Below are 15953 nucleotides of genomic sequence, written 5' to 3' on the forward strand. Positions count from 1 at the left end.
TGCTTTTAAAATAAAAAACGTTTTCCAGTTGATGTCTCGACAGTTTTACTTCCTGCTAAGGATATGCTAAAGGTTTTAAGAGAAAAGACGTTTTGTAAGGTATAATTAAGATGCTATTTTTAAGCCTATTTACTCTGATTCAATAGGACTTGTGCCTCTATATAGAAATCATTTAAGGAATTCTTACCTCAAACACTTTAGTACCATAATCTCTTACCGCAGTAATCTTTATTTTTTTTTCTGAATATTTTAAGAAACTTATCTAAAAGTGAAATATTTCAAATTCTATATTGTTACTTATTTTCATCTTACTCACTGAATAATTACTTTTTGAGATTTTAAAACTTTATTACCTGAATAAATTTTCATAATATATAGTCCACTTGAAACTTCTAGTTTTATTTCTTTGTCACTAGACGTCTCTAATTCCAAGTTTTGAACAGCATATACTTTCACTCCTTGTAAATCATAAATTTCCACAGAAGTAGTATAGTTTTCTGCCGTTGTTTTTAAATTAAAAAAACCATCTTTTGAAACTGTTGGATATATAATAATAGAATTATTACTTAGCTCATTTTGATCTATTGATAAATCACTATCTGCTGTGAAAGTACTTGTAAATAGCCCTCTGCCATAAGTAGAAGCTAACACTGTATTATCTGCTTCTCTTAATTCAAACGAAGTTACTTTTACACTAGACATTCCGTTTTGAGAATGTACCCATTCAGGATTATCATCCGTAAAATTATCTGTTTGCCAAACACCATAATTTGTCCCTATAATTACTTCATCATCATCCATTGGATTCATCATTATTGCTTTTACAGGAATGTCTGCAAAATCTCCATCTTTTACAGCCCAATTAGTACCTCCATCAGAAGTGTAATAAATATTATTTACACCATAATTATGCAACGTTACCAATATTTCATCTTCGTTCTCACCTAATTCTATACTAGAAATTGAACCTGTATTGATTATTCCATTAACATCTATGTTTGTATAAGTAAGAGTATTACTACCAAAACTATCGTCATCAGCATTTTCTATCTTTGCAATTGACCCTGTAGCAGAACCCACAAATAATGTAGTGCTACCTGTAGTATATGGTGAAACTTTGATAGCTGTAGGCTCACTATCTATAAAATTACTATTTGCAAAACTACCTGCCCCAGCATTACCGGATGTTAAATCTGTAAATCGAGAAACTCTATAGGTGCCATCTGATGAACCATTCACATATAAAATATCTAAATTGTCATCTAAATCTGCAATATTTGCGAAAGAACCTCTAGAAGTATCAAATCTAATTGGTATACTTTCACTATTAGCAGTTATTGGTAATAAATAAGATTCATATACATTATATACAAAAGAAACAATTAAATATTCTTCCTCTTTATCTATAAAAGTAGCCACTCCATCACCTGTGAAAATTTTAGAAAATGAATTAGTTCCACTTGTAGCATTACCAACATATAAAGAGCCATTGTCTTGTGCTCCTCCTAATAATATCTCGTTTTCAGGATCTGGACCAATAGCTCCTGAATAAAATTGTGTTATATTGTAGTTGTTATTTTTGGCAACTATTGCTGTTTCGCTTGATGAAGCACTTGACAAATTAGATGAATAGTAAACACCTCCATCATTGGCAAATATTCCTTTATTAGAATCAGAAGGATCAAAAACAAGTGCATGATGATCGGCATGAACCAATGATACATTTAAATTTGCTAAATTATTATTGTTAGACCATTTAGAAATTTGATTCCAAGAAAAACCTCCATTATCAGATCTAAATAAATCTATTCCTCCTACATAAACAATATTATCATTCGTAGGATCAACCTCTACCATTAAATTATAAAAAGCCTGACCTCTTGTAAAGTGATCTGCATCAATTCCAGTATCTGCATCTGCTGGTTCTGGAAGCACAGTAAAGTTTTCTCCATCTGTAGTTTTAACAATTCTAACACCTGTAGAGTTCCCTTCTTCTACCAGCGCATATACTAAATTAGGATTTGTTTTAGATGCAGAAAGTTCTACTCTATCTCCTCCTGTTAAAGAATACTTCTGTGTAAAATTTTCTCCGTCAGTTGTTCTATATATCTCTCCACCACCAGTACTCCATCTATTCTTTTTTGTAGCGCACCATAAAGAATTATCTGCTGCTATCTCTACGTCACTAAAAACATAGGCTCTTGTATCTCCATCAACATCAAATTCTATTTGATTAATGTTTCCATTTTCCATTTTATACCAGCCAGAGGCATTAAAACCAACATGATTATAGTCTAACCAACCATCTAATGAGAAAAACACTTCGGTTGTACCATTATTATCCCATGCTACAATTTCATTAAAAAAGTAAGGGCGTCTGCCTCTTCCTTGATTTAGGTTGATGGACCATAATACAGACCATGTATTTCCTCCATCTGTAGTATACCATGCTCCATTTCCTGTGCCATCATTATGCGTATATGCCTCTCCTGTACCTACATACCACGTATTAGAATCATTTGGGTCTATAGCAAAACATGTAATCGCTAGGTTTTCGTCTATTCCTACTTGAGTCCAAGAAGAAGATGCATTACTAATATCATCGTTTACCCATAAACCTCCACTTACTCCTCCTGCAAATACTCTTGTTCCGTTTATGTCATTAGGGTCATAAAAAACAACTCTAGTTCTACCTCCAATATTATTTGGACCTCGATCTACCCATGCAGTTTCTGTATCTTCACCTGGTGACCTAGCAGATCCCCCTAAAAAATTTGAAGATCTTTCTTCTTCTATAATTGCTTGAATATTTTCAGGATTTGTTTTTCCTGTAGCAGGATTCATCTCTAACAAATATTGATCATCGAAATACCTATTTGGGGGAATCCCTGATTTTTTTCTCTCCGATTTAGACAGTTTTAATCTTTCTTGCATTGGATGATTGTCTATCATCGTTCTAAATTCTTCTTTTGTTACACCTTTATTTTCTTTAAAAAAAAAGGTTAAAAACGCAACAAAAGCTGTCGAAATGATTAAAAATATAGTAATTTTTTTCATGAAAATAAATTTAAATTTATTGAGTTTTTTATCTTAGATGAAACACATTGAATTTACTTAAGGAATGATGACTTCAAACACTTTAGAACCATAATCTCTTACCGCAATAATCTTTACTGTCTGTCCCGAATATGTTTTAAGGAACTTCTGTAAATGGGCAATATTTAAAATTTTATGCTTGTTTAATTTTTGAATCACCCAATCTTTGTTCAATCCAGCATCCAACCACATTTGCGCTTTTTTATTATCTAATGACTCAATATAACAACCAAAATTATAGCCTCCTGTAGCATCTATTAAATCTGGATCATCTGCAATGTTAATTAACAAAGCTCCATGCACTTCTTTTTGAAGTGCTTTTTTAATTTTTGTAGTCTTATCTTCAGTAACAGTTTCTCCTGTATACTTACCAGTAAGTAATGTAGCTAACCAACTAGGGTAGGTGACTTCTTTAACTTTTGTGAATTCAACTTCGTTTGTAAAACCAACTGGAATTCCATTAGAATCAAACGTTCTAGCTCTCAACAATGTTGATTGGTTAATTTTAAATGGCTCTGAATATTTTAACGAATTCATCGTTGGTTCTGAACCATCTGTAGTATAATAAACATTAGATTTTTTACCTGCTCTAATATCAGCCTTTAAACGTACAATAGTTTCGTTTTCAAAATCACCTCCAAAAGGTAATATACGAGTCATTGTATGACCGAATTGATCCATAGGGAAGTTTTTAAACCCTGTCTTTAATGCTGGAGAATTCTCTTTAACTTGATAATTTCCATTAATAGGGTCTACAAAATTTGGATTTGCTGAAACAGAGTTTAAATCATAGCCTTCCTTATTCCAAGCTTCCATTTTCTGATTAGGTGACATGTGAAAATTATCAGGATAGTTAACGTTCCAATAGGTATTATTATCATAGTTTTCACTCCATTTAACTTCTTTAGACAATCCTACACCTCGAATAAAGTTTTGAGTAGGTACATTTTTACCAGGCAATGTACCAGCGATCACAAAAATGTTTTTATAAATCTCGTCTTCCGAATTCTCTGGCCATACATGCCATCCTGAAGGTACTGCACTTACTGTAATATTATTGTACACCTTACGTCCCATACCATCTCTAAGTTTGATAGTAGAACCTAAGTTTAAGTTGTTGTAGATTTCGTAATAACTAGAACCATCATCTAAATCAATCGTCCAATTTCCTGCACTAATAGATTTTCTATAATTGGCTATTTTGTTATTTCGTAAAATTGTGTTGTCAATAGCATCCAATCTTGTTAATTCCTTAATAAAATGCTCATCCGTTCCTCTACCTCCTTTCCATTGTCGCTCTCGTCCCCAAGAATTAAAAGGGCCATGCTCTCCGGTCTCTCTTACCGTTTCCCATATATCATTAAATTCGATAAGGTGTCCGCCCCAAGTACCATCATTAATACATATACCTGCACGTGGACAATTATAAATGGTATTGTGAGACGCTGTAATTTTATGACTCATAGAAATATAAACGCCTGCCACTTGTTTACCAACATCACCAAAATCGTGCATGATACTATTTTCAACAATGCAATTCTTTGGATAATCTGGGGTTTTAGGACCAGCTTCTAAGTCCATATTCTCACGCATGTGATTCCAGTTTTTTCCGTCCATTAATCTATCATCCCAAGTTTGATAAAACCGAACAGCTTCCGGCGAACCGACAAAACAAACCGCACTTTCTCCGGTGTGCACAAACCGGCAACCAGTTACTTTATTATTACGATTGTAAGCACTCATAAAAACGCCATTTCCACCTACATATTCAAAATTACAATCTGCAATTAACAGGTTTTCTGTACCTTCCATAAAAATAGCACCACCTCTATGAATAGCCCAATCTCCGCGCGCAACCGGCTCATAAGACTCCATAAACGTGTAGTTGGTTTGTGTAAAATGAAAGCCTTTAAACTGAATGTTTTTTACAGGTGCTTCTTTAGTACCCTTCAACTGAATCATATCTTTTATAACAGGAACTTCAATTTTAACGTCACTTAATTTTACGCCTTGCATCGGATAATAGTAAAGCGTATGGGTTTCTGTATTTAAGAACCATTCCCCAGGAACATCCAATTCCTCAAAAATATTTTCAACAAAATAGTAAGACGCATGGCTTTTTTTTCCTCCAATACCATGTGTTCTTTGAAGTTGCCAACCACCTTCGTTAAGGTATATTCTACTTTCTTCTTTATGGATTGATTTAAGTCTGTACTGCATATTTCCCCAGTTATGACTTTGGAAACCATGCACAATTCCTGTTTCTGGATGCTCCCATGTTTTATTTGAAAAAGTTTTAGGATCGTATGAAAACCATTTATCATAACGCTTATCTGTACCACCTGTGACTTGAAGGTATCCTTTCCCGTCGCGAAGTGGATTCTCATAATCATAATTAGGGAATCTTGCTCTAACTTGGCGTTCTTCATTAACAAATAATTGATCCATAGACAAGCCTTCAGGAACTTGCGTTTGATAAATACCATTTTTATAGGCTTTCCATTCTAGATGCTCTAATCGCTGAGAGCCTTTGATAATTACTTTTGCTCCAGGTATAACTGAAAATACAACGGGATATTTTTCCGTTCCGGAATAAGCACTACCTATCTCAATGGTTTTATTAAGATAATAGTCTCCAGAAGTAAACCAGACCGTAACGGCTTCGTTACCTGCATATTTTTTTACCTCTTGTAAGGCTTTTTCAAAACTTAAATAAGGACTGTTTTTTGTTCCGGAATTAGCATCGTCTCCTTTAGATGATACATAAATATCTTTGGCAAAAGCGTTTCCAAACACGAACAGTGCGATAAGAACGGTTAATATATTTTTCATCATCTTATGAAACTTAAATTCGGTTTTAATTTTTTATTTCTTAAACGACACAACTACCTTATCTAAAATTGGTTTTGATTCATTTTCTGTAGTATCCGTCATTTTAACCTCAAATTGAAAACCATAGCCTTTAGGTAAGTCAGAAAAATTCAACTGTGCTGGTGTTTTTTCAACCTGCTTAGAAAACCCTTTTATATAATCATACTCTTCCTTTACAACTTGCCAGTTACTCCACTCATTAATTTGTCCGTCATTGGTAGTGTCCACTCCCATGCGCACTTCTACAGTTTCTACCCAAGGACCAGTACTTACATAATCATTTCTAGTTTGCGTAAGCAAGTAATATTTACCTTCTGCAAACATGATATCTGGATCTGGATGTCCTTGACCTATATTTCCACAAAATTCAAATTGTTTATTAATATCATCAGACGTAAACCAAGCAACACTCATGTGTTTACCACCTGTCTTACCTGCTGGATCATAATCTGCGAATAAATAATATTGACCACCAATAGAAATAGAAGCCCAATCTCCAAAAGAATTTTGTTCTGGCTCATGGATTTCGTATTTACCAAAAGAAACGACGTCTCCTTTTTTGATTCTTTGTCTAGGTATATCAACAGGTGACGCTTTTCCAGGATAGTTATCAGGATCTTCCTTAAACCAATGTGGATGTGCATATTCCGCAAATTTACCAGTTGGTTTGGTGCGTTCATCTACAGGAGGATTTAAAATTTTAAAATCATTAAAACCATCTTTACTTACAGCATGAGTTGCTAAGGGCGAATCCCAAGCATGCGTAGAAGCATCAATAGGCGACCAATCTTCAGCTATAATATGAAAATTACCATCTAAATCTCTAATGACTGCACAATCAGAACCATCTGAGGGATCTTTAAAAGCCATGCCCATCTTTTTCCCAACAAGACCATCAGTTAAGTTTTCATCAATAAGTAAATGCGGATCTTGATCGTTTGGAAAATCGTAATAAAAATAAAATTTTCCATCAATATATTCTGCAGAAGTTACCCAACGTGAAGACATGTCTGATATAGGTCCATAATGCACCCAGTTTTTCATATCGATACTATGCCAAGCATGATAGCCCTTTAGCGATTTTTTTAATCCTGATGGAGCATCAAATTGATTTTTAAGATGTGTGGTTTTTAATACCACATCATAACCTTTTAAGATGGTATCCTTACTTTTAAAATCATTCGGTCGTTTATTATTCTTTCGAGTATCATATTTGCCAAACATCCAGTAATTTCCATCTCCTAACTGCAATGCGACAGGAGCATCACCTAAATTTGCTGGTGCTGCAGTAGGAATTTGTTCCCAATTTAACCATTCTGTTGATTGAGAAAATGTAATAGATTTTGCAGCTCTTTTTTTTGTAAACTTTTTCATGGCGCTTTGAAAAACAGCTTCCTTTTCAGTAGGAATTACTTTTCCATTGGTGATTTCCAAATTTGATTTTGTTGCTATATTCGCTTGCCAGTCTTCTTGAGACTCAAGGGTCCAAGTATCTTGTGCGTGTAGCATTCCGCTTGCTGTAAATAATAAAAATGCAAGTGACAGAAATAAGCCTTTATTTACTTGTGTTCTATGGTTTGTTTTCATGATATTTTTAGATGAATTATATGATTTATTTTTCAAAAGAAAATGTTTTTGATTCTTGATGTCTCCATACTTTCACGGTATGTTCATGGTTCGCTAATTGCTTCATTTTTTTAATAAAATCTTGTTCATTTGCTATTTTTTCCGAATTTAATTCAAATACGACATCATCCACTTTAAATCCCATTTTAGCCAATTTACTATCCTTAGGAACAGAAACCAATAAAACGCCATAGGTGTCAAACATTCCTGTTGCTGTAAGTTCGGCTTCTGTTTCTAGCGTTTTAAACTTAGCTCCAAATAATCCTTTCATCTTTTTCTCCACATACACATTAGATGCTACCTCTTTTGGTGCATGTATTTGTGGTTTCATCGCTAAGCGCTTCAATTTATCTGAAGTAACACCAAAACCAGACATTGGAAAGTTTTTAAATCCAAGTTGTAATGCTTCTGATTGATTTGAAACTGTAAAATCGCCATGTTGAGGCGCTGTAAAAAGAACATTTCCATAGAGACTTTCTGCATCATCTAATGTTTGCTGCTGTACTCCATAAGCAGGAACAACGTCTATAGCATCTGGATTGTGAATGAAATTTTTATTGCGTATACCTCCCCAAAGCGTTGGATTACTAGATTTGTATACTGTTCCACCCCATAAAATGTTACTTTCAAAAATATCGTGCGTTGGTTTAGGGTATGGTACATTACAGGTATATCCTCTACCTAAGATTACATTATTAGTAACATTACGATGATAGCCTTCACGTGTTTTAATACCACCTGAAAGACTGATATTATTATAGATTTCATAATTAGTGGAACCATCATCTAAATCGATATCCCAACCATGATCGCATTGCATTCTGTTATTTCTAATTGTAGTTGTTTGATAAGCATCCCATAAAGGCATATTTGGATACTTTTCTATATAATTACTAATCATAGGCTTTCCATTTTCATCCATTAAATCTGGTCCTGATGGGCCAGCTCTAAACCAAAAACGATCTCTTCCCCAAGAATTAAATGCGCCATGATCGTGCGTTTCTAGTACAGTTTCAAAACAATCGTTCCATTCTATAATATGACCTCCCCAAGTACCATCACAAATATTAATGGCAGCTCTTGGTGTATGACTAATAGTATTGTGAGCAATTGTAATTCTTGATGACATAGAAATATTGATTCCTGAGGCTTGCTTTTCAAAACGACCACAACGCATCATTAAATTATTTTCAACTATACAATCTGCTGGATATTCTTCAGATTTTGGACCAATTGTAGTGTCTATTTCATCTATTGGTGGTGGAAGATGTTGAAAACTAAATGAAGGATCACGAACCGCAGCAAAGGAACCAACCAAGTTAACATCCGTAGAACCATTATTCTGAAAAAAGTTGCTTTTAATTTCTATATGACGATTATAACTATCTATAAATACAGCGTTTCCTCCCAATTCTTCGAAAGAACAATTTTCAACAATAATATGCTCCGTACCACGTATATGAATAGCACCTCCACGATATACACACCAATCACTTCTGAGTAAAGGCTCAATGGTTTCTTTTAAGGTTCTTTTTGTTCCCGTAAAGTGAATACCAGAAATCTGAATATGTTTTACCGGCTTAGTCGTTTCGTAGTTTTTAACAACGGTTTCTTTTTGTGCATTACCACTTTTGTGAATAACCATTTCTGCAACAGGTAGTTTATGCTCTCCGTAAATTTCAATAAGGTGTTTAATTTGAAGAACGGCTTCAATCTTTGTGTCGTTAAGATTTACATGGGCTTCTGGCATATAATATAACCAACCGTCCTTGGTATTGTGATACCATTCTCCCGGAACATCTAATTCTTCAAAAACGTTTTCAATCATGCGATAGCCTTTGTGAGGTGGAGCAGATCGGTTGTTTTGCCAACCTCCTTCGTAAACCAATTCTCCTTTATCGTTTTTGCCCGTCACAAAATAATGCTGACTTCCCCAAAGCCCTCTGTGCATTCCATTTAAGATGGCGCCTTCAGGATTTTCCCATTCTGCCGCTTTTTTAGCATCCCAAGCGTCTGGCGTCGCTCCTGAAAAAGGAACTGTTCCTGCTTTTTTTCCACGTACAGAATCATCACCATCTGTAGGTATAAATCCAGCGTTAAAATTAGGATACCTAGCCATATGTTGTCTGGTATGATCTACAAAAAGTTGATCGATAGCATTTAAATCACCAACGTTAGTTCTATAGATGCCATCCTTAAATAATTCCCATTTAGAGGAAATTAATTGCGCTCCAGTAATTACGACCTCTTCATTTTTAGCTGCAGCATACATAACAGGAAATTGTTCAGTACCACTATCTTCTGTTGTAATCCTTAGAGGCGTGTTTAATCGATAAGTTCCTTGATGCATGATGATTTGACAGGGTTCTTTTCCTAAACGTCCGCTAGCTCTTAATTTTTTCTGAGCAGCTTCAATAGTTAACAAAGGCTTAGATGCCGTTCCTTCATTAGAATCTGAACCATTTGTAGCGACATGGATATCTAGTGCATACATTGGTACAATAGATAAGATTAATAATAAGGTAATTAAGTTTTTCATTCGTTTAGATATTTTTTTATTCCTATTTAATCTGTAATTTATTTTGCTTTATCTTCTGCATAAATATTGACATCTCTATCATTTTTTTGAATTTCCCCAGGTGTACTTCTTCCTTTATCAACATAAGATTGAAGTAATTGAGTTAATTCTTCTACTTTTTCAGGGTATTTATCCTGCAGATTTGTTGTCTCAGCAATATCGTCTGATAGGTTGAATAACTGCACACTAGGTGATCCTTCTGGAGTTTGCCCTGCTCTTGGCGTACTCCAACCACCAGACCCTGGACAAAGTGCTAGTTTCCAATCTCCTTTTCTGATAGAAAAAGAACCATTAATACTATGGCTAATAATATCTTCTCTATTTGTTTTCTTTGGATCTTTTAACGTTGGTAAAAAAGAAATGGCATCGACACCAGATGTATCATCTAATTTTATACCTGTAATATCAGAACAAGTAGCAATAAAGTCAGTCATACATGTTAATCTATCTGTTTGTGTTCCTGCTGTTATAACTTCTGGCCAACGAACAATAAAAGGTACGCGATGTCCACCTTCGTAAATATCGGCTTTATTTCCTCTTAGATTTCCACTAGGTGAGTGTCCTTTCTTTTTTAAAGCAGGAATTTTTGCAGCAGGCGAACACCCATTGTCCGTAGAAAATATAACAATGGTGTTTTCGGATAAATTATGTTTATCCAAAGCTTTTAAAACTTCTCCTACAACCCAATCTGTTTCCATTAAAAAATCACCATAAGGTCCTAATTCAGACTTTCCTCTCCATTTTTCACTAGGAACAATAGGCGTATGTGGTGAGGTTAATGGCAAGTATAAAAAGAAAGGTGCTTTTTCTTGAGCTCTCTCATTTATATAATCCACTGATTTTTCTGCAAAAACTTGTAAACATTCACCTGATTTAAAACTTGGAGCAGAAGGCCCTTTTCTAGAACGTATCTTTGGGTCATTCATAACAGAAGGAAGTTCTGTCACTTTTTCATTTTCAATATATACATAAGGAGGCATATCTAATGAAGCTGCTATGCCATAAAAGTAATCAAAACCATTACTTGTTGGCGTTATCGCTGGTTTAGTATAATCGATATTCCATCCGCCACCAATTTGCCATTTTTCCTTTTTATAATTAGGTAACAGTTCCCAACCGATACCTAAATGCCATTTACCAATCATTGCGGTATGATAATCTGCTTGCTTTAACAAACTTGCTACGGTTGTTTCATCTTTTTTAAGCAAGGGTTTTGTAGTCGGTTTATGGATGACCCCTTTAGATAAACTTGTTCTCCAATTATAACGACCCGTTAAAAGTGAATAGCGAGACGGAGTGCAAACGGAAGATGAGGTATGTGCATCTGTAAAACGAATCCCTTCTCCTGCCAAACGATCTAAGTGTGGTGTCGCCGCTTTTCCTGTAGTATGAGAAACATCACCTATTCCCATATCATCGGCAAAAATAAATATGATATTTGGACGACTAGTATCTACTTGTTCTTGTGCTCGTATATGTTGGCTAAAACATAATACAAAAATTGCAATTATAGATTTATACATTTTGATCTGGATTGGATATTGGAATTAATAATGTAAAACTATGCATTAATGCTACAATGTGTTTTCTGTTATCGACCATTTTCTTACTCAATTTAAACTTGAGCAAATCATCGCGCGTCATCATGGACGTTCTTAGGGTCAATTCAATTTTTTTTCCTATACGGATTAGTAACCAAAAGGGTGTCATATTTCATATTTAAAATTTGGTTTACGCACTATATATTTACTGAATGCTGAAATAAAGAAAGTAATTGCAAGATTAGAGAACAACTTTCTTTAGTTAATAAAATATATTTGTTATTCATTATCTAAACAAATATTAGTCCATGTTTCGATTAAAATTAGAAATACGTATTCTTTATCTTTTTATTCTTGTTTCGAGCACCTTATTTTCTCAGAATAATCAGGTGGATTTTAAAGTGGATTATGAATCCTTTTTATCCAAACACGACCTGCTTTGGGATCTTGTTCCAGACAAATGGCAAACCGCGCCTTATTCAGGAAATGGTAATGTTGGCTTTTTATTGTATCAAAGTCCAGAAGAAAACGACAATGTGATTTCGCTGCATATTGGTAGACATGATTATTACGATCATAGAGAAGCTGAAACAAAGGCGGATGAAATGCTTTGGATTAAACGAAGCCGTTTACCATTAGGTCATTTTAAACTGAGATCTAAAGGAAAGATTACTGATATTGATATGCGTTTAGATTTATGGGACGCAGAATTAACAGGTACTATCACAACGACTAAAGGAAGTTACAACATTAAAGGGTTGACGCATAGCACCACTGATATCATTTATTTTGAAACAGAGACAAAAGATGAAGACGTAGAAATCACATGGCATGCTGAAGATCCTATTCCACCAGTTTACGAAGTTTTAAAAAGTGGTGGAGGACCAAAAGGAGGTACATGGGATAAAATGAGGGCCGTAACTTTAGAAATGGCACCCAAACCGACGTTCAGTGAGAAAAACGGTTACAAATTCTGTTACCAACCGTTATACGACAATAGAGGAGAAACTACTACAGGTTATAAAATAACAGGTAATCCTTCCGGAAAACAACAATTAATAGCGAGTGTACACCATTGTTTTCCAGATCATAATTCATTAGAAATAGTTACAGAAAATTTAAAAACGGCTGATGTTCTAATCCAAAAAAACAACTTTGTATCTACCCATCAAAAATGGTGGCACGACTATTATCCATTAAGTTTTTTAACCATCAATGATGCGGAAAAAGAATCGTTCTATTGGATACAAATGTATAAACTAGGCTCTGCTTCTAGAGGAAACGGACCCATTTTAGATTTAATGGGACCTTGGTATAACCGAACGTTTTGGCCAATGGTTTGGGGCGATTTAAATGTGCAACTCATCTATTGGACGCATTTAACAGCCAATAGAATGTCTATTGGAGAATCTCTACCAAACAATATTGACAAATATGCTAAAAACCTAGAAAACAATGTGCCTGGAAGTTGGAAAAACAGTGCTGCCGTTGCTGCTTTAATGCCGCAAGACCTCATCGCTTTCAACGGAGCAAAAGTGCCAGATATGTTAGCATGGATGTTAAACGATTATTGGTTGCATTGTCAATTTGCAGGCGATGATATTCGTATGCGAGACAACCTATTTCCAATCTTAAAAAAGACGGTGAATAGTTATTTAAATTATATAAAAGACAATCCTGTAGAAGCCGAAGACGGCAAAATTCATATTAAATACAGTTGGTCGCCAGAATACAAACCTGGTCGTGGGCAAGATATTAATTTCACGTTAGCCTTAATTCGTTGGAGCTGTCAAACCTTAATTGATATTGATGAAAAGCATGAAATAAATGACCCGCTTAAAAAAGAATGGCAACATTTATTAGATAATTTAGTGGATTTTCAAATTGATGAAAATGGTCTTATGGTAGGAAAAGATAGACCTTTTGCCAATCCGCACAGACACTATTCGCATCTATTAGCCTATTATCCTTTGATGGTAATCACACCAGAAAACGAGGAAGATAAAAAATTGTTACGTACGTCTTTAGATCATTGGTTGGATGTTACGTTTAATAGTGGTAAGAAAATCAAAGCCATGCCAGTTACAGGTTATACAGCAACTGGAGCATCTTCTATGTATGCCAATTTAGGCGATGCTGAAAAAGCGTATTATTATTTAGATTTTCTAATTAAGCATAAAAATATTTCGTCTACTACGATGTATTCCGAAGGAAAAATTAATCCGGTTATTGAAAGCCCGTTGTCTTTTGCCACAAGTTTACACGATATGATGTTGCAAAGTTGGGGCGGAAAAATTCGTGTATTTCCTGCGAGTCCGAAAAAATGGAAAGATGTGGCGTTTCATGATTTAAGAACACAAGGTGCCTTTTTAGTCAGTGCCAAAAAAGTAGAAGGAGTTACCGAATTTGTATCTATAAAAAGTTTAAAAGGAAATGCATGTGTCGTTCATGTAGATTTTGAAAATCCTAAATTTTATATCGATGGGAAGTCCGTTTCTATAAATCAATCCAAAGATGGTTCTTATAAAATTGATTTAAAGCAAAATGAATCGGTTATTATTACTTCCAAAGAAATAAACAAAACAGATTTAAGCATAAAAGAGTTACCAAAATCGGAAGCAGAGCAAAATCTATTCGGTTATGGTGAAAAAACAAAACGATTACCTGGTCATAAATACTACAGTTCTTATTAAATATAAACTCATGAAAAAATCTATTCTATACAGCATTTTTATATGCGCTTCGTTTATAGCGTGCAAAGCACAAGAACAACAAAAGAAACCGAATGTCATTTTTATTTTTTCAGATGACCAACGGTATAATTCTCTGAGCATGACGGGAGATCCTATTGCCGATACACCAAATATAGATCAGTTAGCAAAAGAAGGTATCTTTTTCAACAACGCCTATATTACCAGTCCTATTTGTGGACCAAGTAGAGCCAATATCTTTACAGCACAATGGGAACGAAAAAACAAAATTGGGTTTACCTACGTTTCTAAACATGTGATTTCCAAAGAAACCTATCAAAACAGTTGGCAAGCACAATTAAAAAAAGCTGGATATTCCACTGCTTTTATTGGGAAACATCACACCAAAATTGGAGATAAAAAAAATACACCGTTAAATAAAGATACTGACTTTGCTTATTATGGTAATGGTCATTTGGGGTTTTATCCTGCAAAAAGACACAAACAGTTTGCTAACCTTAAAAACAAAACACAAATAGAAGGGTTCTTAGAAGCGACCAAAGCTTATTTGTCACAAGATGAAACCTATGATTACTTTTATAAAAACGCAGACCCATCTATTAAAAATCAATTGAAGAAAAGAGATCCTAACAAACCCTTTTCGGCATGGATTAATTTAAATCTTCCGCATGCCTCTAGTATTGGTGGTATGGGATCGCAAGACACAGATCCAGAATATTATAAAACAAAATACGATGATGTAAAGCATAAAATGGAATTACCTGACAACTATCCTCAAGATATTAGTTTGCCTAAAGAAGTGTATGCGACCTCAGATTTAATGAAATATTATGTAACTGCTAATAAAGGCAAATTATTAAATGAAAAGCTAAAAATGGATCGTGCTAATTATGCTATCGATCTAATGGTAGGGAATTTACGTACCTTTTTAAAAGAAATAGGAGAAGCAGACAATACTATTATTGTGTTTTGTTCCGACAATGGTTTGTTTTTAGGCGAACACGGATTAGGCGGAAAAACCATTTTGTATGATGAATCGGTGCATGTGCCGATGATTGTGTATTCGCCATTTTTCAAGGATAAAACAAAAGGAAAAGTGATTGAGGAATTGGTTGTTGGTCAAGATATTCCTGCAACTATTTTAGAAATGTGTGGTGTAAAAACACCGGAATCCTATCAAGGTAAAAGTATGCTTCCATTAATTGCCGGTGAAAATACAGATTGGAGAGAAGACATCTTTTTAGAAAACTTATTTACAGATCAAGGTTACCCTAGACAAGAAGGAGTACGCAGTAAACAGTTTAAGTACATTCGTTCGTTTGGTAAGGAAAACGACCGAAATAAATATGTTCCAAATCAATCTACGGAAACGAATGAAGCCCCAATTTACGAAGAGCTATTCGATATTATAAACGATCCTAAAGAACAGAATAACTTGGTTGGGAATAAAGACTATTTAGAGATTTTAAACGTGTACAGACAAAGATGTAAAACCCTTGTATCTGAACTAAATTAGTTTTATAATTAAGT

Annotated in this window: 7 protein-coding genes; 2 read left to right on the forward strand and 5 right to left on the reverse strand. The window is 34.5% G+C overall.

Annotated elements, in window-relative coordinates; genetic code table 11:
* Nucleotides 1-312 precede the first annotated feature (312 nt).
* Genes HM981_RS09155 through HM981_RS09175 form a run of 5 tightly spaced genes read right to left on the reverse strand, consistent with a single transcriptional unit; the run spans nt 313 to nt 11694 of the window.
* Nucleotides 313-3057, reverse strand: a complete 2745-nt coding sequence (locus HM981_RS09155) for a T9SS type A sorting domain-containing protein (protein ID WP_179338487.1) — start codon at nt 3055-3057, stop codon at nt 313-315.
* 57 nt (nt 3058-3114) lie between these two features.
* Nucleotides 3115-5931, reverse strand: coding sequence for a chitobiase/beta-hexosaminidase C-terminal domain-containing protein (locus HM981_RS09160; protein ID WP_179338488.1), 2817 nt, complete (start codon nt 5929-5931; stop codon nt 3115-3117).
* A gap of 30 nt (nt 5932-5961) precedes the next feature.
* Nucleotides 5962-7554 (reverse strand): glycoside hydrolase family protein, encoded by a 1593-nt coding sequence (locus HM981_RS09165; protein WP_179338489.1) that lies wholly within the window; start codon nt 7552-7554, stop codon nt 5962-5964.
* Nucleotides 7555-7579: 25 nt separating this feature from the next.
* Nucleotides 7580-10132 (reverse strand): PDZ domain-containing protein, encoded by a 2553-nt coding sequence (locus HM981_RS09170; RefSeq protein WP_179338490.1) that lies wholly within the window; start codon nt 10130-10132, stop codon nt 7580-7582.
* A 38-nt stretch (nt 10133-10170) separates the two neighbouring features.
* Complete coding sequence (locus HM981_RS09175) at nt 10171-11694, reverse strand: sulfatase family protein (protein ID WP_218846373.1); 1524 nt, start codon at nt 11692-11694, stop codon at nt 10171-10173.
* 326 nt (nt 11695-12020) lie between these two features.
* Between HM981_RS09175 and HM981_RS09180 the strand changes: the two genes are divergently transcribed.
* Nucleotides 12021-14405, forward strand: coding sequence for a glycosyl hydrolase family 95 catalytic domain-containing protein (locus HM981_RS09180; protein WP_179338491.1), 2385 nt, complete (start codon nt 12021-12023; stop codon nt 14403-14405).
* Between the two features lie 10 nt (nt 14406-14415).
* Nucleotides 14416-15939 (forward strand): sulfatase-like hydrolase/transferase, encoded by a 1524-nt coding sequence (locus HM981_RS09185; protein ID WP_179338492.1) that lies wholly within the window; start codon nt 14416-14418, stop codon nt 15937-15939.
* Nucleotides 15940-15953 lie beyond the last annotated feature (14 nt).

The organism is Winogradskyella ludwigii (genome assembly GCF_013403985.1).
Lineage (GTDB): Bacteria > Bacteroidota > Bacteroidia > Flavobacteriales > Flavobacteriaceae > Winogradskyella > Winogradskyella ludwigii.

Bases quoted from the DNA above. Each gene is read 5' to 3' on its own strand.
- HM981_RS09180 (WP_179338491.1), top strand. From the start codon at position 12,021: ATGTTTCGATTAAAATTAGAAATACGTATTCTTTATCTTTTTATTCTT.
- HM981_RS09165 (WP_179338489.1), bottom strand. From the start codon at position 7,554: ATGAAAACAAACCATAGAACACAAGTAAATAAAGGCTTATTTCTGTCA.
- HM981_RS09170 (WP_179338490.1), bottom strand. From the start codon at position 10,132: ATGAAAAACTTAATTACCTTATTATTAATCTTATCTATTGTACCAATG.
- HM981_RS09155 (WP_179338487.1), bottom strand. From the start codon at position 3,057: ATGAAAAAAATTACTATATTTTTAATCATTTCGACAGCTTTTGTTGCG.
- HM981_RS09185 (WP_179338492.1), top strand. From the start codon at position 14,416: ATGAAAAAATCTATTCTATACAGCATTTTTATATGCGCTTCGTTTATA.
- HM981_RS09160 (WP_179338488.1), bottom strand. From the start codon at position 5,931: ATGATGAAAAATATATTAACCGTTCTTATCGCACTGTTCGTGTTTGGA.
- HM981_RS09175 (WP_218846373.1), bottom strand. From the start codon at position 11,694: ATGTATAAATCTATAATTGCAATTTTTGTATTATGTTTTAGCCAACAT.